The following is a 20,839-nucleotide window of genomic DNA, read 5'->3' on the forward strand; positions in this document are numbered from 1 at the left end:
GATCAGCGGAGCTACTGGAACAACTTATGTACTGACGGTCGGTGATGCAGGCAAATTTATTACTTTTGCCGTAACACCTAAGAATGAGAGTACGCCTTCAACCGGCAGCTTATCGGAAAGTGCACCAACTGCAGTGGTAACCAGCCCGAATGTTGAAGTGCAAGTGCCGGTCAGTCCGGTGGCTACCGCCACACCTGCACCAGTGATTCCGGCAGTCCAAGAGGAAGAATCGCTGATTGAAGTTGTCGCTGTGAAGAAGAATGATGAAACCATCAATGCGGCTAAGCTGACCTTGACTAAGAATACCACGGGTATTGAACAGGCTTCCTTCCGGTTCCTGACTGCGGAAGTTATCAAGGCAGCCCAGTTGGCGAGCAACAGGGAAACGATGGCCGTCCGCGTCAAGTCCCTCAAGGATGCGCAGACCGTATACGGGGAAATTACGGGTGATGCTATCCAGGCCCTCATTGCCAAACAGCAGAGACTGGCTGTAATCACTGGCGATGTAGCGATCGAATTCCCGTCCGTGTCCATCCCGGTACAGGAGCTTGCCAAGCAAGGCGGGGTCTCTGCAGATCAGCTTAAGCTTGAGATCAGAATTGAGAAACAGCCGGAGGCCGTCAAGTCCGCAGCTGCACAGTGGGCAGTCAGCCAGAACGCATCATTGATTGGCGAGCCGTACAAATTCAGCATTAATGTAATAAGTGGTACGCTGTCTACACCGGTGGTTCAGTACGGTGACCGTTATGCCTATCACACGGTGCCTATCCCGGCAGGCGTAATTAATCCTTACTCTTTGGGAGCGGTAATGCTGCTGGACGGAAAATATGTGCCGGTGCCGGTGCGTGTTATCGATTCCGGGCATGCGGTCATCCAGACCCCAACCAATGCAACCGTGATGCTGATTCAGCGTAACCAGACCTTCACGGATTTGAGCAGACACTGGGGTGTGAATGATCTCGTCTTTATGGCGGATAAGGATAATGTGGAAGGTGCAGTGAATGGCAGCTTCAATCCGGGAGGCAGTGTATCCCGTTCCGAGCTGGCTTCGATTCTGGTACGCTCTCTGGGTCTGGGGCAGCGCCCTGTCAGCGCAGTTAGCAGCGGAGCTTTCCGGGATCTTCCCGCTGATCCGTCAGCTGTGCGCGATATTCAGCTCACGATAGACGCCGGCCTGTTCCAGGGATATTCTGCTGCGGTCTTCGCGCCGGACGCAGAGGTTACCCGTGAGCAGCTGATTGCCGTATTGATGCGGTTCTATCAGAACTTTGAGCTGGAGCTTCCCGCTCTTCACCAGAGCAGGATTGCCGATGTTTATAAGGATAATTCCACAATCTCCGATTGGGCCGGGCAATATTTGAATGAAGCTTACAATGGCGGTGTGGTCTACGGTTATGAGAATGATACACTTGGTGTCAAAAGAGCAGTCACGCGCGATGAGGCCACAGCCATGATCCGCCGCTTCCTGCAGAGAACAAACCTGACGAACTAATTCATAATTTTAATCCGTCACACTCATATAGAGATGCAGAAAACAAATCAAAAAACCAGCAAAGCCCTGAGACAGGGCCTTGCTGGTTTTTTGATTAAAGACAACAATTCTAAATTGAGCTATGAAGGATTCTGAATTCGCGACTTCGCATAAGGCAGCACAATTCTGGCCACATCATAAGGGTGGACAACGTCCTGCGAGCCGTCAAATTCTGCTCCGAGCAGCCAGAGCTTACGGTCCTTGTCCAGGGCGAAATCTACAACCAGCTCATGAAACCGCCGGTGATTGGAGGCTTCCACAACTTGCGCTGTATGCACCGCAAGCTCCTGTATCAGCAGATCCATATCTTCACCTGAGGCATCACCGAATTCGCGGAACAGCAGCCAATCCCAGTCGACGATAACCGGAGGATTATCCGGCTGCTCCAGCGGAGCCAGTGCAAGGAGCGGTGTAATCTGCATCAGGCGCCATACATTCTGCTGGTCCTTCATCAGATATACGCGGAGATGGAGCGGATGCCCGCCGCTGATCCGGCTGTCAATCTGCTGAATCAGGACATATCCCGCCTCCTGGAACAGGCCCAGGAACACGGCGAAGTCAGCATTATTGAAGTGATGGACGAACTCTGAATCCCGCACTTCATAATGGGTAGGCAGACGTTTAATGAACAATGTCTCCTCCTCTTCAGACAAGCCGCCGGATTTCATCACCACAGAGCCGTGGCGGTCAATGAACAGCCGGGCTTCCTCCGCCTCATCAGGGCTCATATAAGCCGGAACTCTCTCCAGCAGCCGGGGTTCACGGGAGGCCAGCGCCATGAACAGCGAGGAGGGGATCGGCCCTTTGGGTTCGGTAGAGGTCAGGAACAGATGATGGGTACTGCTGTGCAGTCTGCTGACATCTTCCTTATGGTCCTGCTGAATCAGGTTGTAGACTACATCGGGGAACGGAATATTCCTCCTGACCCATTCCTGCCCTTCCTGTACATGTGCCGCAATGGTAGAAGCCCTGAACCGGATATCCTCATAGAGAAAATAACTGAGCGGCATCCCCAGGGAAGCGGCGACTCCGGCATACGGCTCCAGCTCAGTCAATGCAGGCGGCGCATCAAACAGCAGCCCCGCGGTGACTCTGCCGCTCTCCTGCCGGAGTGGTGCCTCCCGAGTCTTCAGATTCTCCGTGCCGACATACTTGGCATAAGCAATAGCCAGAACGGCCCGCTCTGCCTCGTGGTTGAGTGTTCCCGGGCAAGTATTGGCCTCATAGAACCAGATACGGCACTGATTGTCCACAGCCAGATCAATTCCTAGTTCATTAAGCGGGAATGCATAATGGGAATTGACGGCTTCCGCGATGGCCAGACCCAGATCATGCAGCTGCTTCGGAAGCGAATACCGTCCGGCAGGAAGCTCTCTGGCCAGGAAGGCTTCCAGAAGCTCTGTGCGCCCGCCGACACTAACATTGCTGGTAATCGTATCTGCTTGTCCGATCCGCGGGTAGATCAGCGGCACGGTCCATTCACCTGCTCCATTCCGCTGAACCAGGATGCGGAAATCGAAGGGCTCCCCTCCGGAGGTGAGGCACCTGATATAAGGCTGAATCAGGAAGTCTTTTTTGAACCCTGCAATATAATGCGTTAATTCCTCCCGGCTCATCTCCTTGCGGCTTGTCCCGTTCTGCAGCACAAAGACATCTCCGCTGCGGGTCAGCGCCTGTACTCCATCCCCCCGGCTTCCGCTTGCCGGCTTCAGGACGAGCTTGTCATGTTCCAGCAGCAGTTCTTCAATCGTCTCCACCTGTTTCAGCAGAAGGGTGGGGACCAGATGGCCGGAGAGTTCAGCAGAACCGGAGAGCAGCCGGGTAACCTCCCATTTGTCGCCGATCAGAAAGGCGGTAAAGGGCACCATTTTACGGAAGACAAGCTCTTTGGGAGTACGTTTGCGCGGGCCCCAGGGTCTGATGTTCATCACGGCTGTGGGGAACGGGAATACGGCTTCCTGCCACTCTCCGCTGCCGCCGGAGGTAAGTCCCTGAACGGTCTGTTGCTCAAGATCAATTCCCGACTCATTAAAGAAGACTAGCCGGACTTCCTGCCGGGCGGCTTCAGCGAGGATAGCCTCAACACGTTCCTTGGGCATGACGGCAAAGGGATCTTGAGGATGGAATACCCCGATTAGCATGTTGTGCCACTCCTTCTTAAATCATCTGAGCCCATTATAGCAAAAGGGTCAGGAGGAAGAAATACAGAGTACTTCCGGAAAGTCTATATCAAAAATAATTAATCCGGGCGGAATTTGTGTATTTTCATTGACAGATTTACAGATAGGTGATATTTTAAATTTACAAATTCCAATTGATTTACTTTGGATTAAAATCAGCCGACTGTACAGACAGAGGTGCCGCGCGAGTTCTATCGCGAGGTTCCTCTGTTTTTTTGTATTTACAATAGTACATTTATATTTCAGCCAGAAGGAGGAGCAGATATGGGAGAAGCTTTATTGTCCATCACACAGCTGAATAAGCGCTTTGATACTGCCGGAGGACATGTGCAGGCATTGCAGGATGTGGAGCTGCATGTAGAGGAAGGGGAATTCATCACGGTGATTGGTCCCAGCGGCTGCGGCAAAAGCACTCTGCTGCGCATCGTTGCCGGTCTGGATACCGGCTATACCGGCAACGTTACGCTGGAAGGTGCAGAGATAGGCGGGCCGGGGATCGACAAGGGGTTTATTTTTCAGGAGCACCGCTTGTTCCCGTGGCTTACGGTAGAGAAGAACATTGCCTCCGATCTGCCGCTGGGCAGGCCGGATATCCGGAAGCGGGTGGATGAGCTGATTGATCTGGTGAAGCTGGGCGGCTTCGAGAAGTCCTATCCCCGGGAGCTGTCGGGCGGGATGGCCCAGCGTGTGGCAATTGCCCGTGCGCTGCTGAGGAACCCGAAGATTCTGCTGCTGGATGAACCCTTTGGTGCGCTGGATGCCTTCACCCGGGCGCATATGCAGACGGTGCTGCTCGATATTTGGCGGCGGAACCGGACTACGATGATTTTTGTAACCCATGATATTGACGAAGCCGTGTTCCTCGGTAACCGGGTCGTTATTCTGGAACCCCGTCCGGGTAAAATCCGCAAGATCGTACCTGTCGACCTCCCTTACCCGCGCAAAAAAACAACGACCTCTTTTCAAGAGCTGCGCCTGAAGGTACTGAATTACTTTGAGAAGGTCGATGAGCTTGAGCTGAAGGACGGGGCGGGAATATAAGTGACTCCTGATTCGTTGTTCGTGGATCGTTGTTGTCAGAATGGATACTCCTCAGTAGACACGGTATACACATATTGTTGTACGTAATACAACTTTGATCAACGATAACTGGCGAGTTCGAAGGGATTGTTGTACAAAATACAAGAATTATCCCGCTGAGTGGCTTGGAGAGGAAGAATTGCTGCCTTTTGTACAACAATAATGAATTATGGACGATATTAGGAGGGAAATGTTGTATTTTGTGCAGGAAGACGGTGCAGGAAGGCTGTATTGTGAAAAAGTGAGAGCAACTGCCGGCTTATATCCGACTTAATCAATGCGAATATACTAATTAATTCAGAAGGAGGGACAGCCATGGCTGAACGGGCTGTAGCGGCAGGGAATGCCGGAAGAACAGGAAGGCCTGACGGCCCCGGAAAGGCGGCGATTGCCGGTCTGGGATTGCTGCTTCCGGCAGGTGTATTAATCCTGTGGCAGATTTTGAGCCATTACGGAATGATCTCGGAGATGCTGTTCCCGGCGCCTTCTACGATTGTCCAGTCGTTCATTACCCTGGCATCTACCGGCGATTTATGGAGCAACCTCAGAATCAGTGTCGTGCGGGCATTGTCAGGATTTCTGCTTGGCGGCGGGCTCGGCCTGCTGTTCGGCATTCTGGTCGGATTATTCCGCAGATCGGAGAAGCTGCTGGACCCCTCGCTGCAAATGATCCGGATGATCCCGAGCCTTGCGGTAGTGCCGCTGTTCATTCTCTGGTTCGGCATCGGGGAGGAATCCAAGGTGCTGCTGATTGCCAAGGGAGCATTTTTCCCGATCTATATTAATACCTTCATGGGTATACGCGGAACGGATAACAAGCTGTTCGAAGTAGCCCGGGTGCTCGGCTTCAGCAGAGGGAAGCAGATTGTGCGGCTGGTGCTCCCGGCAGCAGTGCCGAATATCATGCTCGGGGTGCGCTTGTCGCTGGGCCTCTCATGGCTGGGGCTGGTGGTGGCGGAGCTGATTGCTTCCACCTCGGGGATCGGCTACATGATGTCGGATGCCCGCCAGTTTGCTGATACGCCGGTGGTATTTGTCGGGATTATTGTATTTGCCGCTGCCGGGCTGCTGAGTGACACCATTGTCCGCCTGATTGAGCAGCGGCTGCTGCGGTGGCGGGACAGCTATCAAGGATAGGAGGGAAGTACCGCATGAGTGAAGGGATAGAAGCAATAATCAAGACCGCCAAGGGGGTAAGGGAAGCCCGTGATTATAGCGGAACCGCTCCAATTACTACGCATAACAACAAGAGAAGATTAACGTTTGCGTCCTGGAAAACTCTTTTGTCCGACTGGGGCACCGGGGCTGTTATTCCTGTAGCTGTAATTGCCGTATGGCAGCTGGCCGGAAGCGCAGGCTGGATCTCGCCGGAGTTTCTTCCGGCGCCGCTGACCATTCTCTCCGCTTTTACAGATCTGGCGGTTAGCGGGGAGCTTATCCATCACCTGGGCGTCAGTATCGGACGGGCAGGCATCGGATTCCTGATCGGAGGAATTCTCGGCCTGCTGCTGGGGACACTGACCGGCCTGTTCCGCAGTGCAGCCTATCTGCTGGACCCGAGCGTGCAGATTCTGCGGCTGGTTCCCCATCTGGCTATTGCCCCGCTGATCATTCTATGGTTCGGCTTCGGGGAGATTTCGAAGGTGGTTATTATTATGAGCGGCTCTTTCTTCCCGCTCTATATCAATACATTCATGGGCATCCGGGGAGTGGACAACAAGCTGTTTGAAGTAGCCCGGGTGCTCGGATTCAGCCCGCTGCAGAAGCTGCGGCGGCTGATCCTGCCGGCGGCGCTGCCGGGCATTCTGCTGGGACTGCGCCTGTCGATGGCTGTGGCCTGGATCGGTCTGGTGGTTGCCGAACTGATCGGATCACAGTCCGGGGTTGGATTTCTCATTAATGAAGCGAAGCAGAATTCCAATACGGCCGTTATTTTTGTCGGAATTATTATTTTTGCAGTGGTCGGCAAGCTGATCGATTCTCTCTTCCGCATCATCGAACGCAAATTCCTGTACTGGCGTGACAGCTATCAAGGTTAAAGACAAGCTAACAAGCTAATGAAACGCTAACGCTAATGAAACCAAGGGGGCAACAACATGAACCAACCGGCACTGAAGGAAACATTGAAACTGACGGCGGATGTACTGGTAATCGGCGGAGGTCCGGCAGGAACATGGGCGGCACTTACAGCCGCAGCTAAGGGAGTGAAGGTGATCCTGGCCGACAAGGGATACTGCGGCTCCAGCGGCGCAACTGCCCCGTCGGGCACCGGAGTCTGGTACGTGAAGCCGGAAGAAGAGCTGCGCGAGGCAGCGAAGGCCAGCCGTTACGCTATGGGCGGCAAGCTGGCTGAGCACCGCTGGATGGACCGGGTGCTGGACCGGACTTATGAGAATATGAACAGACTGGGCGTTGCCGGCTATCCGTTCCCGGTGGATGAGGAAGGCAATCAATACCGCCGGAGCCTGCAGGGACCTGAATATATGCGCCTGATGCGCAAGCTTGTGAAGAAGGCGGGCGTGAAAATTCTGGACCATAGTCCGGTGCTGGAGCTGCTCGCCGATGAGCACGGGGTAGCCGGAGCGGCCGGAGTGCAGACCCAGACCGGAGAAGCCTGGAGTGTGCATGCCGGGGCGGTAGTTATCGCTACCGGAGGCTGCGCTTTCCTCAGCAAGGCGCTTGGCTGCAACGTATTGACCGGTGACGGGTACTTGTTCGCCGCTGAAGCAGGAGCGAGCTTGTCGGGTATGGAGTTCTCCAATGCCTACGCGATCTGCCCGACCTTCTCCTCCGTAACGAAGACTGCTTATTACAGCTACGCCAGCTTCTATTATGAAGACGGCACTGTGGTGGAAGGAGCAGGCTCCAAGAAGGGCCGCTCAGTCATTGCCAGGAATCTGCTGGCCGGGCGCCAGGTATTCGCGAAGCTTGACGGAGCGGATGAAGCATTGCAGCCGCTGCTGCGGGTGGCGCAGACGAACTTCTTCCTGCCATTCGACCGGCGGGGCATTAATCCCTTCAAGGATGTATTCCCGGTGACGCTGCGGCTGGAAGGTACAGTCCGCGGCACAGGCGGCATACGGATTACAGACGAGAGCTGCGGCACTGGGGTTCCGGGGCTATATGCAGCAGGGGATGCGGCTACCCGTGAGCTGATCTGCGGAGGGTTCACCGGAGGCGGCAGCCATAATGCCGCCTGGGCGATGTCTTCCGGCTCCTTCGCCGGAGAAGGGGCGGCAGCCTATGCAGCCGGACTCGGCTGGCATTCAGTTCACCGTGCACCCGTAGGGTTATCCTCTTCACCGCTGGTTCACCAGGAAGTGAAGGCGGGAGCCGCTGCCAGAACCGCAGAATATGTGGAGGCGGTGCAGGCAGAAGTCAAACCGTACGATATTAATCTGTTCCGTACAGAGCAGGGGCTGGCATCTTCGCTGGAACGTCTGGACGGACTATGGAAAGAGCAGCGCGGCCGGGAAATCCAGCGCACACCGGAAGGTGTGAAGGCACGCGAAGCCGAAGCGATGACGGCAACGGCACGCTGGATGTACAGCTCCGCTCTGGCCCGCACCGAAACCCGGGGAATGCACAAGCGGGAGGATTTCAAGGGAAGTGACGACAGCCAGCATCACCGCCTGATCAGCGGCGGACTGGACCAGGTATGGGTGAAGACAGAAGAGGTAGCGAAGGAGAGTGTATTGTTGTGATTGAAGTCATCAGCGCTGACCGGTGTGTAGAATGCAATCAATGTGTATCTGTCTGCCCGACCAATGTATTCGACAGGGTCGAGAACGGAATTCCGGTTATCGCCCGGCAGAGCGACTGCCAGACCTGCTTCATGTGTGAGCTGTATTGCCCGGTCGATGCCCTGTATGTGGCTCCGGATTCCGAGGGGATTACCGGAATTACTGAGGCGGAGCTGGAACAGCAGGGACTGCTAGGCGGTTACCGCGAGAAGGTAGGCTGGGGCAAGGGCAGACAGCCGGTGGCCAGCCATGACTTCATGTATAAGCTGGCGGCCCGGGCAGGCTTCTGAGTGATGCGCCGTTATAGACACTAATCAAAATACAGGCAAGAGTCCTTATACAAACATCAAACATCCAGCAGACGACTGAGGGGAGAATACAGAAATGAGCAAATTGTACAGAGAGATTAAAGGTGTATGGAGCAAAGGGGGACGCCTCACGCTGATTACAGGTGTGGTGATGATCATGCTGGTGCTGCAGGCTTGCGGCAATAATACCGGCTCCGGGAACAGCGGAACGGCAGCAAACGGCGGCGGAACGAATACCGTTGAAGCGGCAGGCGGTGAGGCGACAAGCGATGTTCCGGCTGTGCTGAATTTCGGCTACATTGGCTCCAATAAGCTGAATGTACCGGGCGGTGCAGAAGGCTGGGGACTCTATAAAGGGATTATTCAGGAAGAGCTGAAGCAATACGGAATTACCGAAGTGAAGCTGACCGGCTTCCCGAACGGACCGGATCAGACGGAATCCTTAATCAGCGGAAGACTTGATTTCGGCAGCCTCGGGGATACCCCGGCGATTATCGCCTACGCTTCCGGAGCCAAGACCCGGTTGATCGCCCAGACTTCAGCGCATACGGTAGGTTATCTGATCGGCAAGAAGGACGGACCGAAGACGGTGCAGGACCTGAAGGGCAAGACCATTGCGATCCAGAAAGGGTCCTTCATGCACCGCTACGTAGTCGGCCTGCTGAAGCAGGAAGGCGTAACCGACTATAAGCTGGTTCACATGCTGATTCCGGATGCTACCGCAGCACTTGCCCGCGGCGATGTGGACGCGACCACCAATAACGGTGTAGCGGCGCTTAAGCAGATCGAGCAGGGATACACTCATTTGGATGATGCCTCTACTCATCCGGATCTGCTCGGAAGCAGTGCTACCGTAGTGTCAGAGGAGTATCTTGCGAAATTCCCGGATTTCCCTAAGGTCTGGAATGCGGCACGGGAGAAGGCACTGGCCGACCTGAAGCAGCATGAAGATGAGTATTATGAGTTCCTGGCCGAGATCGGGGATACAACCCCGGAACTCGCGAAGCAGGTGAATCCGATCAGTGATATTAAGGATACTGCCTTCACGGAAGACGGCACGAAGCTGTTGGAGGGCACCAAGAACTTCCTCGTGGAAGAGAAGCTGGCCAAGAAGGATTTCAACATCAGCGACTGGCAGCTCAAGTAATTCATGACAGGTAAACAGGTGAACGGAGGGGATGCAGATGTCCGAAGAAACCTTGACCATTGAACATTTCAAGCTGCCGCTGGAGAACGGGCTGTATCTGGAGGGCGAGGTGCGGGTTCCTGCGGGGACTGCACCGAAGCCCGTCATCCTGATCAGCCATGGCTTCCGAGGACATAAGGACTGGGCGTTCTGGCCGGAGGTCTCCGGCAGACTTGCCGGGAGCGGGTTCTACACCGTAAGCTTCAATTTCTCACGGATCGCTGCCCGCAATCTGGACGGGATTAGCCCGGAGGAAGCTGCCGGAGCCGCTACATTGAGCCGGGAGCTCCTGGATCTGGAGCAGGTGCTCCACAGCCTGCTTGAGGGCAGGCTGCCGCTTGCCGGATTGGCCGACACGGAGCGGATAGCAGTTCTGGGGCACAGCCGTGCAGGCGGAAGTAACATTCTGTTCGCGGCAGAGCATCCGCAAGTGAAGGCGCTGGTGGTCTGGAACGGCGGTTCACCGCCGCAGCCGCAGCAGGGTGAAGGTGCCCCGGCGCTTACGCTGCAGGAGCGGGCGATCCGCGAGGATCAGCAGCGTAACAAGGAGCGCTTCAATCTGGAGAAGGCACTCGGCAGAGTACCGGCCGCAGCGCTGCTGATTCAGGGTGATCAGGACCGTGAAGCCTTGCTGCAGCAGCATGCAGGCTTCAGGGAACAAGCGCCGCATCACCGGTATCAGAGCATCCGGGGTGCGGATCACACCTTTGGCACGGTGGACCCGTACGAAGGCTCCACCTCTGCGCTGAATGAGGCTGTTGCCTCGACAATAGCATTTTTGCAGGAGAAGCTGGTCTGATCTTAATTCTACATTTCAGGGGACCATGAAGAGGAGGAAGCGGAATGCCGCAGCAGCAACAGCAGGCAACAACAGATGTTCTAGTGCTGGGCGGAGGCCCTGCCGGAGCATGGGCGGCATGGAGTGCAGCTTCTCAGGGAGCGAAGGTGATTCTGGCCGATAAGGGATATCTCGGAACAAGCGGGGCTACCGCGCCGGGAGGAACAACGCTGCTGGTGATTCCGCCGGTGGCAGAGCTGCGGGAGCAGGCTGTGCAGGCCAGACTTAAGGCAGGCGGCTATCTCTCGGAGAATGCCTGGATTCACCGTGTGCTGGATCAGGTCGAGCAGAATCTGGAGCTGGTAGAGGAGTGGGGGTATCCCTTTCCGAAGGATGAGGAGGGCAGGCCGCTGCGGACGCATCTGCATGGCCCGGAATATATGAAGCTTATGCGTAAAGTGGTGCGCAAGGCGGGGGTACGTATATGGGATCAGTCGCCGGCGCTGGAGCTGCTCCATGATCAGCACGGCGTGGGCGGAGCACGCGGAATTAACCGCTTGACCGGGGAGACCTGGGAAGTGAAGGCGAATGCGGTGATTATGGCTACCGGAGGCTGTGCCTTCCTCAGCAAGGGGCTGGGCTGTAATGTGCTCACGGGCGAAGGACTGCTGATGTCAGCCGAGGCTGGTGCCGAGCTGTCAGGTATGGAATTCACCCGGCAGTATGCTCCGAGCTTCGCGGACGGAACGGTAACGCGCGGGCGGATGCTGGCCTGGGCCACGCTGTATGATGAAGCGGGAAAGCCGCTGCATCAGGGTGACCGCACCTTCGGCAGCATCCCTGAGCTGATGCTGAGGGGACCGGTCTACGCCTCGCTGGATCTGGCGGATACGAAGGAGAAGCAGGAATTCCTCCGCAATGCGCATCCGATCTTCTTCATGCCGCTGGAGCGGGCGGGGATCGATCCGTTCAAGGATAAATTCCCGCTCACGCTGCGCTATGAAGGCACGATGCGCGGCACGGGCGGCCTGCGCCTGACCGGCACCGATTGTGCCACCTCGGTGCCGGGGCTGTATGCGGCCGGAGATGCCGCATCCCGCGAGAAAGTCACCGGCGCCATCTCCGGCGGCGGCGCCTACAATGCATCCTGGGCCATCTGCAGCGGCAGCTGGGCAGGACAAGGCGCGGCGCGGCACGCTCTGCAGGCGCCGCATCCGGCGGACAGCCGGCTGCTCCGCGCGGCGGGCCGCTACGGGATGCCGGCTGGCGCCGGCACTGCAAGGACGCTGGACGCGAAGCCGCTGATCGCGGCGGTCCAGCGGGAGATCCTGCCGCTGCGGATTAACTACTTCCGCAGCGAGCCCGTGGTCGCCGCGGCCCTGCAGCGGCTGAACAGCCTGATGCCTGAGCTCAGCGGGCAGGTGCCCGCGACGGTTCAGGGCATCGTGCAATCGCGTGAAGCGGCCGCCATGCTGAATGTCGGCCGCTGGATCTACACCGCCGCGCTGGCCCGCAAGGAGAGCCGCGGACTGCAGCGCCTGGCCGAGTATCCGGCGCTGGACCCGCGCCAGACCCACCGCCTGATTCTCTCCGGCATTGAGACGATAGGCATCCGCACCGAAAGTGTGCCGCATGCCCATGAGCTGCGGATGCCAAGAGAGGAGCGGGCGATATGATTGAACTGGTCAGCCAGGACCGCTGCATCGGCTGCAGTCTGTGCGTGAAGGTCTGCCCGACGAATGTCTTCGAGATGCAGGGCAAGCTTGCCGTTATTGCCCGTCAGGAGGATTGCCAGACCTGCTTCATGTGCGAGGCGTATTGTCCGGCGGATGCGCTCTATGTGGCGCCGCAGGCAGAGCTGTCCATGGAGGTGGATGAGCAGGAGCTGATTGAATCAGGTCTGCTGGGCAGCTGGCGGACAGAGATCGGCTGGAATCCGGGTGCAGAGGATACGATGGCGGAGCGGGACACGACACCTTTCTTCGAGGTGTTCACCGAGACTTACCGCGGCAAGTAACCAGGGGATAAGCAAGGAAGTGACAAAAAGGTGTTGCGCAGCCCTTACCGGCAGCGCAACACCTTTTTATTTGAGTATTTTACGGGTAACATAGCCTTCGTCATTCTCGCTATAACGCTTTACAGCAGCTTCTGAATGGCAGGCTCCATATCCAGCGGATCAACCGGAGATTCGAAGCGCTCCACCACGTTGCCGTTACGGTCAATCAGGAACTTGGTGAAGTTCCATTTAATTTCATCGTTCGTAAGTGCAGCAGGATCACGTTCCTGAAGCATGGTGTGCAGCAGCTTGCCGTTGGAGTCCGTGTCATCAAAGCCCTGGAAGCCGGCCTGTTCCGTCAGATAAGCAAACAGAGGATGGCGGTTATCCCCCTTAACATCAATTTTCTCGAAAAGCGGGAAGGTTACGCCGTAATTGATCTGGCAGAACACGTTAACCTCGTCATTGGAGCCGGGCTCCTGTTCGCCAAACTGGTTGCTGGGAAACCCGAGAATTTGCAGGCCCTGCTCCCGGTATTTCTCATGAAGCTTCTGAAGATCGGAGTATTGCGGAGTATAGCCGCATTTGCTGGCAGTATTAACGATCAGGAGGACTTTATCCTTGTATTGTTCCAGCCGGGTCTCTTTCCCCCGGATATTGCGGGCCTCATACTCATAAATGCTCATTGCTGCTTCATCCTCCCGGTATATGTAATTTATATTTATAACTATTTAATTGTAAACAATTTAATTTTGAGTGTCAAACTAATAATCAATAATTAGGGCAATACTAATGTTGTGCCCCTACATACATATACAGGGAGGCCCCGGCAGCCTTTATAAACTTTTATATATTTATATATATACGAAGTCCCCCGGTTGAGATTATACTAAAGTGAACGAACCGTTTTTTCAGCAGGCGGAGCGTCTCCCCATACGTATAACACAGACACAAAAGAATATTATGCTGGAGGAAATTGAATGAGCACTACAGAACTTACTAGCCAGCTTTCCAGTTTCACAGGAAGATTACTGCGGGAACGCTTTGGGAAAGGGCCTGAGTCGGTACATGCCTCCATCGGGAAGCAATGTATTGCAATGCATATCCGTAATTTCATCGGGCCTGTAGAGAGATTTTTGTTAAATAAGGAAGAAGAACAGGCGTTTCGATATACACGGGAGCTTCTGATGAAGTCTTTGCTTCCCGAGCTTGCGGCTTACCTGAAGGAAATGATGGCTATTGAGGTCGGCGAGCTTTTCTATGACTGGGGTATACATAACGCGTCTGGAATGATCGTTGCGCTCATTAAGAATGACGCTGTGATTATTGACGATTATGCCGGGCGCCAAGAAGTCCATGCCCAGATTAATGAAGTTAGCAGGCAGGTACAGAAGGAACCGGTCCATACCGACTCCTGGTGGCTGGGCCCGCGCATTCTGATTATCAAACGTGAGGGTATCCTGATCCCGCTGGAGAAGGAACTGATTGGCCTTGGTTATGAGAATACGCTTAAGACCACCAAACGCAAGATGGAAAAACGATATTTGGAGGATACCACCACGATTGCCCCGATGCTCGGCAAGGAACTGTCGGATATATATGTGGATTGGGATTTCGACAAAGATACCAGTGTGATAGCTTATACTTTTCAATAAGTTTAACTATAAATAGGGCGGAAATGAGTCGGACATGCGAATGAGCCGAACATGAGCCGGAGAAGGGGGAATGGTCCCTTTCTTCGGCTTTTTTATTTTCTGCCTGTTTATGGGCTGTTGTGCTGGGACTTTTTAGGAGGATATGCCGGATGGAGGAATACAAGCGGACAGTATTATATGTGGAAGATAATCAACTCAACATGGCCCTAATGCATCATATCTTCAAAAGAAACCTGCCCTCCATATTGCTGCTGGAAGCTGAAACGGCAGAGCTGGGGCTGAGTATGGCCCGTGAAGTACTGCCGGATCTGATCATCCTGGATATCGGGCTGCCCGGCCTTAACGGATATGAAGCTCTGGAAATATTGCAGCAGGATGAGGCTACTTGCCATATTCCGGTACTGGGAACCAGTGCGTTTGCTCAATTATCGGATATTGAAAAAGCCAAAAACAGGGGTTTTGCCGCGTATATTACCAAACCGTTCCAGGTCAAAGCCTTCACCGAAACGGTGAAGAGGCTGCTGGACAGCGGGCTCTAAATCAAGGATAAAGTAGTGCAGGAATGGATTGAACAAAGGTGGGGAACTGGGGAGAACTCTGTCTGAAGGCTGGTTCGCAGGTTAATATAATCTGCTATACATTTTATAGTTTATATTTCGACATAATTATTTGACTTTCGCCCGGATATGCAAGATATTTATATTACAGATTTGAACTAAAAATGCATGTATTACTCCACGAACGGGCGGTGGAATTTATGCTAAGACAACATACGGAGATCTCTTCTCCATTCGAACAGGCATTCAAAAAGGGGACTGCCGGAGTCGCATTCCTCTCCATTTCCGAAGAATGGACCAGTGTCAATCCGGCGGTAACCCTGTTGCTCGGATACACGGAAGAACGGTTGCTGGGACATGGCTTCACGGAGTTTCTGTCTGAAGATTCCCTAGAGATACATAGGCAAAAGATGGGGACTCTAAAAGCGGGAGAGGTTCCCTTTTTTGAATGCGAACTGAATTTCCGGCATGCAGACGGCTCTGTAGTTGCAGTACTCCTGCATGTTTCTCTGATTAGCGAGCCTTCTACTGGCATGGGTTTGTATTATATCGTTCATCTGGCCGGATTGCCGCACCCGGAAGCTAAGTCCATGGATGAACTTCCGGCACCGCCAGATGAGCTGTACCGCCTGATCGCAGCCAATATTAGAGACATTGTATATTATGCTTCCCCGGATGGTATCTGCAGATACTGTTCACCTTCGATTGTGGAGGTACTCGGATATAAGCCTGAGGAATTGATCGGCTGTGATATCCGCGGACTGGTTCACCCCGGGGATATGGAATTTATGAGCGCTCCGCAGGCGGCTGAGCTTCAGAGTGTACAGCTGCGGATTCTTCATAAGGACGGGCGTTATCTCTGGATTGAATTCACGCTGCGGATTGTGGAAGACAACGGGAGCTGGAGCGTGCTTGCCGTAGGCCGTGATGTGACACAGCGCAAGATTATGGAGCAGAAGCTGCAGGAATCGGTAGAGCGGTATACCTCGCTGAAGAAATATAACCATGATGCGATTATTTCCCTGGATCTGAAAGGAAACATTATCAACGGGAATGAGAAGGCCGTACAGCTGACAGGCTACACAATCCCTGAGCTGGTGGGAATGAGTGTCGGACGGATTATCGGGAATCACCATCTTCACGACGTGATCAGCTTCTGCCAGAAGAAGGGTTCCATGGAACGGAACATTGACCTCATCTGGCATAAGGACGGACATTCGGTGGAGGTGCTGACAACCCTTGCCCCTATTATTATCAACAATGAGACGGTGGGCTTTTATATTATCGTCAAGGATATTACCGAGCAGAAGAAGCTGCTGATTGCCAAAGAAACCGCCGAGAATACGAACCGGGCCAAAAGCGAGTTCCTGGCTATGATGAGCCATGAAATCCGCACGCCGATGAACGGGGTGATCGGGATGACCGATCTGCTGCTGGACCTCAGTGATCCGGATTCACAGCAAAGGGAGTACCTGGAAATCATCCGCCAGAGCGGGGAATCCCTGCTGAATATCATTAACGATATTCTGGATCTGTCCAAAATTGAGGCGGGCAAAACCTCATTGCATGAAGAACCGTTTGTCCTTCAGCACTGCATGGAGTCTGCTCTGGAGCTGCTGCAGCTTAAGGCGGAGAATAAGGGCCTCGCCATCCAGGTGGAGGTGGGCCCGGATGTACCCGCTGATCTGATCGGGGACGGAGAACGCTTGAAGCAGATCCTCATCAATCTGGTCGGCAATGCAGTGAAGTTCACTCACACTGGCGGGATAAAAGTCGGCGTGCAAAGGATACATGGAGAAGAGGCTGCTGATGTAGTAACGCTGCAATTTACAGTGGCGGATACAGGAATAGGCATTCCGGAGGATGCCCGCAGCCGGTTGTTCGAGCCGTTCTACCAGCTGGATCATTACATGAGCCGCAAACATGAAGGAAGTGGTCTGGGGCTGGCGATCAGCAAGCAGCTGGTTGAAATGATGGGAGGCAGGATTCAGCTGGAGCCGCAGACCGGGCAGGGGGCAACCTTTGTATTTACGGTGGTGCTCCGGACCGAGAAGCAGGCCCTGGCTGCTGAGGGGGCGGAGCCGGGCCTGCTGAGTCCGCAGCAGCTGAACCGTTCTTTGCGCATCCTGGTGGCTGAAGACAATGTCATTAATCAGATTGTGCTGCGCACAATTCTGGAGAAGCGCGGGTTCGCCGTGGATGTTGCGGAAGACGGGCTGCAGGTAGTCGAGATGGTCACTCAGCGCAGCTATGACCTGATCTTCATGGATGTGCAGATGCCCGGCATGAACGGCCTGGAGGCCACGTCGAGAATCAGGCAGACGCAGCCGGCGGACTCGCAGCCGGTCATTATTGCCGTAACGGCGAATGCACTCAAAGGCGACCGTGAATTATGCATTGACGCCGGAATGGACGAGTATATCAGCAAGCCGCTGAGAAGCGAGACCATAGTGAATGTTATCGGGAAATTCTTTTAATCAGCAGGCAGTCTTCTGTCTATTCATCAATGAGTAACGTTGTTACGTTAAAGCTGTAATGCGTCACTCTGACATCTTGCATGTGGAAGTCATTTTGATTAAGATAGCAGAAACCGGTGCATAAGACGCGCCGATATACCATTAAATGACAATGACGAAGAGAGTAAGCACTTTATAGCGGATCTTAACAGGGAAGGTGTGCCGGAGACTGAGAGCACCCTCATTTGACGCTTAGTGCTGAAGTTCACTTCCGAGTCGGCCCCTGAAGTACACTGCTGCAGCAGGTATGAGTAGGGAGGCCCGCTTCCAGCGTTAACGGGTGTAAGACAGAGTTAATCCGGTCCGGGATGAGGTAACAGCTTTCCGGGTGCTGACGCGTCAGCAGGATTCATCTCTAAATAAGGGTGGTACCACGGCTCCTCGTCCCTTGCGACGGGGGGCCTTTTTGCGTTCGTTCATAGGATTAACTATTAACTACTAAAGGGAGTGTCAGGAAATGAGTAATGTGGAATTGGATAAGCTGAGAGCACGGCTTGATGAAATTAACGGACAGCTGCTGGAGCTGATCTCGGAGCGTGCCGGAATCGTTCAGGAAATCGGAGTGCTCAAGGAGAAGCAGGGTGTGCCGAAGTTCGATCCTGAACGCGAGAAAGCCATGCTGGATAAGCTGGTAGCAAGCAACAAGGGACCGTTCACCAGCGGCACGATCCGTACCCTGTTCAAGCAGATTTTCTCTGCTTCACTGGATCTGCAAAGCACGGAGCATAAGAAGTCCCTGCTGGTAGCCCGGAAAAATCACGCCGAAGATACAGTAATTACCCTTCCGGGTAATGTAACCGTCGGCGGATTATCTTCGCTGATGGTTGCCGGACCCTGCTCGGTGGAGAGTGAGCTGCAGACCCGTACAGTTGCCGCAGCCCTGCAGAAGGCAGGAGTGAAGGTGATGCGCGGCGGAGCCTTCAAGCCCCGTACCTCCCCGTATGATTTCCAGGGACTTGGGATGGATGGCCTGAGAATTCTGCGTGAAGCGGCGAATGAATACGGGCTTCTGACCATCAGTGAAATTGTAGATCCTCGTCATATTGAAGAGGCCCTTGATTATGTCGATGTTATTCAGGTCGGTGCACGGAATATGCATAACTTCGAACTGCTCAAAGCGGTAGGGGAAGTGAACAAGCCGGTGTTGTTGAAGCGCGGTTTGTCGGCGACACTGGATGAATTCGTCCATGCGGCAGAATACATTATGTCCCGGGGCAACATGGAGATCATACTGATTGAACGCGGCATCCGTACCTATGAGAAAGCGACCCGCAATACGCTGGATATTTCGGCAGTGCCGATTCTCAAGCAGGAATGCCATCTGCCGGTGCTGGTCGATGTGACCCATTCCACCGGACGCAAGGATATCCTGATCCCATGTGCCAAAGCCGCACTTGCCGCCGGAGCCGACGGCATCATGGTGGAAGTGCACCCTGATCCGGCAACCGCCTTATCGGATGCGGCGCAGCAGCTGAATATTGAAGAGTTCAATACTTTCTTCAATGAAGTGAAAGCATCCGGGCTGTACCGTTAATTTTAATATCTAGAGTTCAGGCGAAAATAGCAGGATCGGCGAGAACGGGGCAGGAAGTAGCGCTTACAAGCACAGGTTGGACTTTTGTGGAGGTTAAGGCGGGTCAGGTACAATAAGAAGCATTGGCGGTGCACCGGCCCCGGGCTCTATGGAAGAGCCTATAACCTTATAACAAGACACAGGAGGAGCAGCACAATTTGAAGCAGTCAAGCTTATACAACAACGGTTGGTTTTCCAACACACGGAGCGACATTCTGTCAGGTATGACCGTGGCGATTGCCTTAATCCCTGAAGCGATTGCTTTCTCCATCCTCGCCGGCGTAAGCCCGATGGTTGGATTGTACGCATCTTTCTGTATTGCTATTGTGACGGCATTTGCCGGCGGAAGACCGGGTATGATCTCGGCCGCAACCGGGGCGATGGCGCTGTTGGTCGGCAGCCTGGTGATTTCACACGGAATTGAGTACCTGTTCGCGGCCACCGTACTGGCGGGAATCTTTCAGATTCTAATGGGGATGCTGAAGCTTGGCAGATTCATCACGTTCCTGCCGCAGCCGGTAATGACCGGCTTCGTCAACGCATTAGCCATTCTTATCTTTATGGCCCAGCTGGTGCATTTTGAAGGACAGGGCTGGATTATGTATGCGCTGGTGGCACTTACACTGGTCATCATTTATACGGTTCCGCGGATCACGAAGGCTGTCCCTTCAGCACTTGTAGCGATTATCGCAGTTTCCGTACTCAGTATTGTTCTTAATCTGGATGTAAGAACCGTAGGCGATATGGGCACCATTACTTCGGCTCTGCCGGTGTTCCATCTGCCGGATCTTCCCTTCACGCTGGATACACTGCTGATCATTCTGCCCTATTCACTGTCGCTCGCTGTAGTCGGATTGCTGGAATCCCTAATGACCGCAACGCTGATTGATGATATTACGGGCACCGGCAGTGACAAGAACCGGGAAGCGAAGGGACAAGGCCTGGCCAATATCGTGACCGGCTTCTTCGGCGGGATGGCAGGCTGCGCAATGATCGGCCAGTCGATGGTTAATATGAAATCGGGCGGACGTACACGGCTGTCTACTTTTGTATCGGGGATCTTTCTTTTGTTCCTGATTCTCGTTCTGGGCGATGTGGTTAAGCAGATTCCGATGGGCGCCTTGGTCGGTGTTATGATCATGGTCTGCATCAGCACCTTCGAGTGGGGTTCACTGAAGACTTTAGCCAAGGTGCCGCTCAGCGATGCACTGGTCATGATCGTTACGGTAGTCACCGTGGTAGTGACGGATAATCTGTCGATCGGCGTACTGTTCGGTGTTCTGCTGAGCGCTTTGTCTTTTGCCTGGAAAATGGCTTCAATAAAGCTCAGTGTCCATACGACGGCATCTGTAACTACCTACAAAGTATCGGGCCAGCTGTTCTTCGGTACAACCAGTCATTTCGTGCATGAATTTATGTATGAGAGTGATCCGGGGCAGGTGATTATCGACTTCTCCCATTCTCATGTGTGGGATCAGTCGGCGGTGGGAGCCATTGCCAAAACGCTGGACAAATATGCGGCACTCGGCAAAAAGGTAACGATTACCGGATTAAATGAAGAAAGTGCCCGGCTGGTGAAGCGGATCGGCCTGGGCTTGTCGGGCGGGCATTGAAGGATAAAGATGTTGAGGCTGTCTTTGGAGCTGTTATGGCTTCAGAGGCAGTCTCTTTTTTTGTAATATCTTTTGCGGCAGGAAAAAGGATTTTCGAAAAATTTGTCGAAATTTTCCGGTAGA

Annotated in this window: 17 protein-coding genes; 15 read left to right on the top strand and 2 right to left on the bottom strand. The window is 54.1% G+C overall.

Features of this window, described 5'->3' with window-relative positions:
• A partial coding sequence (locus GC101_RS17050) for an S-layer homology domain-containing protein (protein WP_171718210.1) occupies positions 1–1,492 on the top strand: 1,492 nt, incomplete at its 5' end.
• A 119-nt stretch (positions 1,493–1,611) separates the two neighbouring features.
• Here the strand turns inward: GC101_RS17050 and GC101_RS17055 are convergent.
• Positions 1,612–3,672 (bottom strand): YheC/YheD family protein, encoded by a 2,061-nt coding sequence (locus tag GC101_RS17055; RefSeq protein WP_171718211.1) that lies wholly within the window; start codon positions 3,670–3,672, stop codon positions 1,612–1,614.
• Between the two features lie 303 nt (positions 3,673–3,975).
• Between GC101_RS17055 and GC101_RS17060 the strand changes: the two genes are divergently transcribed.
• The 9 genes from GC101_RS17060 to GC101_RS17100 all read left to right on the top strand — a co-directional run bounded on the left by GC101_RS17060 (position 3,976) and on the right by GC101_RS17100 (position 12,823).
• The gene (locus GC101_RS17060) at positions 3,976–4,752 is read left to right on the top strand and encodes an ABC transporter ATP-binding protein (RefSeq protein ID WP_042140068.1); all 777 of its coding nucleotides are present in this window, start codon (positions 3,976–3,978) and stop codon (positions 4,750–4,752) included.
• 354 nt (positions 4,753–5,106) lie between these two features.
• Positions 5,107–5,928: an ABC transporter permease gene (locus tag GC101_RS17065; RefSeq protein ID WP_042140067.1), complete on the top strand. Its 822-nt coding sequence runs from the start codon at positions 5,107–5,109 to the stop codon at positions 5,926–5,928.
• A gap of 14 nt (positions 5,929–5,942) precedes the next feature.
• Entirely contained in the window at positions 5,943–6,830 is an 888-nt protein-coding gene (locus GC101_RS17070; protein ID WP_171718212.1) for an ABC transporter permease, read from the top strand.
• A gap of 57 nt (positions 6,831–6,887) precedes the next feature.
• Positions 6,888–8,495: an FAD-dependent oxidoreductase gene (locus tag GC101_RS17075; protein ID WP_171718213.1), complete on the top strand. Its 1,608-nt coding sequence runs from the start codon at positions 6,888–6,890 to the stop codon at positions 8,493–8,495.
• Positions 8,492–8,824, top strand: coding sequence for a 4Fe-4S dicluster domain-containing protein (locus tag GC101_RS17080; protein WP_039300731.1), 333 nt, complete (start codon positions 8,492–8,494; stop codon positions 8,822–8,824). The genes GC101_RS17075 and GC101_RS17080 overlap by 4 nt, the downstream gene beginning before the upstream one ends.
• Before the next feature lie 94 nt (positions 8,825–8,918).
• Positions 8,919–9,989: an ABC transporter substrate-binding protein gene (locus GC101_RS17085; RefSeq protein ID WP_171718214.1), complete on the top strand. Its 1,071-nt coding sequence runs from the start codon at positions 8,919–8,921 to the stop codon at positions 9,987–9,989.
• 37 nt (positions 9,990–10,026) lie between these two features.
• The gene (locus GC101_RS17090) at positions 10,027–10,827 is read left to right on the top strand and encodes an alpha/beta hydrolase family protein (RefSeq protein WP_171718215.1); all 801 of its coding nucleotides are present in this window, start codon (positions 10,027–10,029) and stop codon (positions 10,825–10,827) included.
• A gap of 44 nt (positions 10,828–10,871) precedes the next feature.
• Complete coding sequence (locus tag GC101_RS17095; protein WP_171718216.1) at positions 10,872–12,482, top strand: FAD-binding protein; 1,611 nt, start codon at positions 10,872–10,874, stop codon at positions 12,480–12,482.
• Positions 12,479–12,823, top strand: a complete 345-nt coding sequence (locus GC101_RS17100; RefSeq protein ID WP_171718217.1) for a 4Fe-4S binding protein — start codon at positions 12,479–12,481, stop codon at positions 12,821–12,823. The genes GC101_RS17095 and GC101_RS17100 overlap by 4 nt, the downstream gene beginning before the upstream one ends.
• A 119-nt stretch (positions 12,824–12,942) precedes the next feature.
• Here GC101_RS17100 and GC101_RS17105 read toward each other — a convergent pair whose 3' ends face one another.
• Positions 12,943–13,488: a glutathione peroxidase gene (locus GC101_RS17105; RefSeq protein WP_171718218.1), complete on the bottom strand. Its 546-nt coding sequence runs from the start codon at positions 13,486–13,488 to the stop codon at positions 12,943–12,945.
• Positions 13,489–13,782: 294 nt separating this feature from the next.
• Between GC101_RS17105 and GC101_RS17110 the strand changes: the two genes are divergently transcribed.
• The 5 genes from GC101_RS17110 to GC101_RS17130 all read left to right on the top strand — a co-directional run bounded on the left by GC101_RS17110 (position 13,783) and on the right by GC101_RS17130 (position 20,716).
• The gene (locus tag GC101_RS17110) at positions 13,783–14,457 is read left to right on the top strand and encodes a Na-translocating system protein MpsC family protein (protein WP_171718219.1); all 675 of its coding nucleotides are present in this window, start codon (positions 13,783–13,785) and stop codon (positions 14,455–14,457) included.
• A 149-nt stretch (positions 14,458–14,606) separates the two neighbouring features.
• Positions 14,607–14,996 carry a response regulator gene (locus GC101_RS17115; protein WP_171718220.1) on the top strand — a complete coding sequence of 130 codons (390 nt, stop codon included), beginning with the start codon at positions 14,607–14,609 and terminating at the stop codon, positions 14,994–14,996.
• 218 nt (positions 14,997–15,214) lie between these two features.
• On the top strand, positions 15,215–17,491 hold the full coding sequence (locus tag GC101_RS17120; protein WP_171718221.1) for a PAS domain-containing hybrid sensor histidine kinase/response regulator: 2,277 nt from the start codon (positions 15,215–15,217) through the stop codon (positions 17,489–17,491).
• A gap of 496 nt (positions 17,492–17,987) precedes the next feature.
• Positions 17,988–19,064: a bifunctional 3-deoxy-7-phosphoheptulonate synthase/chorismate mutase gene (locus GC101_RS17125; RefSeq protein ID WP_039297385.1), complete on the top strand. Its 1,077-nt coding sequence runs from the start codon at positions 17,988–17,990 to the stop codon at positions 19,062–19,064.
• Positions 19,065–19,261: 197 nt separating this feature from the next.
• Positions 19,262–20,716 carry a SulP family inorganic anion transporter gene (locus tag GC101_RS17130; RefSeq protein ID WP_281365894.1) on the top strand — a complete coding sequence of 485 codons (1,455 nt, stop codon included), beginning with the start codon at positions 19,262–19,264 and terminating at the stop codon, positions 20,714–20,716.
• Positions 20,717–20,839 lie beyond the last annotated feature (123 nt).

It is taken from the genome of Paenibacillus phytohabitans (assembly GCF_013141775.1).
Taxonomy (GTDB): Bacteria; Bacillota; Bacilli; order Paenibacillales; family Paenibacillaceae; genus Paenibacillus_AQ; species Paenibacillus_AQ phytohabitans.

Bases quoted from the DNA above. Each gene is read 5' to 3' on its own strand.
- GC101_RS17100 (WP_171718217.1), top strand. From the start codon at position 12,479: ATGATTGAACTGGTCAGCCAGGACCGCTGCATCGGCTGCAGTCTGTGC.
- GC101_RS17125 (WP_039297385.1), top strand. From the start codon at position 17,988: ATGAGTAATGTGGAATTGGATAAGCTGAGAGCACGGCTTGATGAAATT.
- GC101_RS17085 (WP_171718214.1), top strand. From the start codon at position 8,919: ATGAGCAAATTGTACAGAGAGATTAAAGGTGTATGGAGCAAAGGGGGA.
- GC101_RS17065 (WP_042140067.1), top strand. From the start codon at position 5,107: ATGGCTGAACGGGCTGTAGCGGCAGGGAATGCCGGAAGAACAGGAAGG.
- GC101_RS17060 (WP_042140068.1), top strand. From the start codon at position 3,976: ATGGGAGAAGCTTTATTGTCCATCACACAGCTGAATAAGCGCTTTGAT.
- GC101_RS17075 (WP_171718213.1), top strand. From the start codon at position 6,888: ATGAACCAACCGGCACTGAAGGAAACATTGAAACTGACGGCGGATGTA.
- GC101_RS17055 (WP_171718211.1), bottom strand. From the start codon at position 3,672: ATGCTAATCGGGGTATTCCATCCTCAAGATCCCTTTGCCGTCATGCCC.
- GC101_RS17105 (WP_171718218.1), bottom strand. From the start codon at position 13,488: ATGAGCATTTATGAGTATGAGGCCCGCAATATCCGGGGGAAAGAGACC.
- GC101_RS17090 (WP_171718215.1), top strand. From the start codon at position 10,027: ATGTCCGAAGAAACCTTGACCATTGAACATTTCAAGCTGCCGCTGGAG.
- GC101_RS17115 (WP_171718220.1), top strand. From the start codon at position 14,607: ATGGAGGAATACAAGCGGACAGTATTATATGTGGAAGATAATCAACTC.
- GC101_RS17120 (WP_171718221.1), top strand. From the start codon at position 15,215: ATGCTAAGACAACATACGGAGATCTCTTCTCCATTCGAACAGGCATTC.
- GC101_RS17070 (WP_171718212.1), top strand. From the start codon at position 5,943: ATGAGTGAAGGGATAGAAGCAATAATCAAGACCGCCAAGGGGGTAAGG.
- GC101_RS17095 (WP_171718216.1), top strand. From the start codon at position 10,872: ATGCCGCAGCAGCAACAGCAGGCAACAACAGATGTTCTAGTGCTGGGC.
- GC101_RS17110 (WP_171718219.1), top strand. From the start codon at position 13,783: ATGAGCACTACAGAACTTACTAGCCAGCTTTCCAGTTTCACAGGAAGA.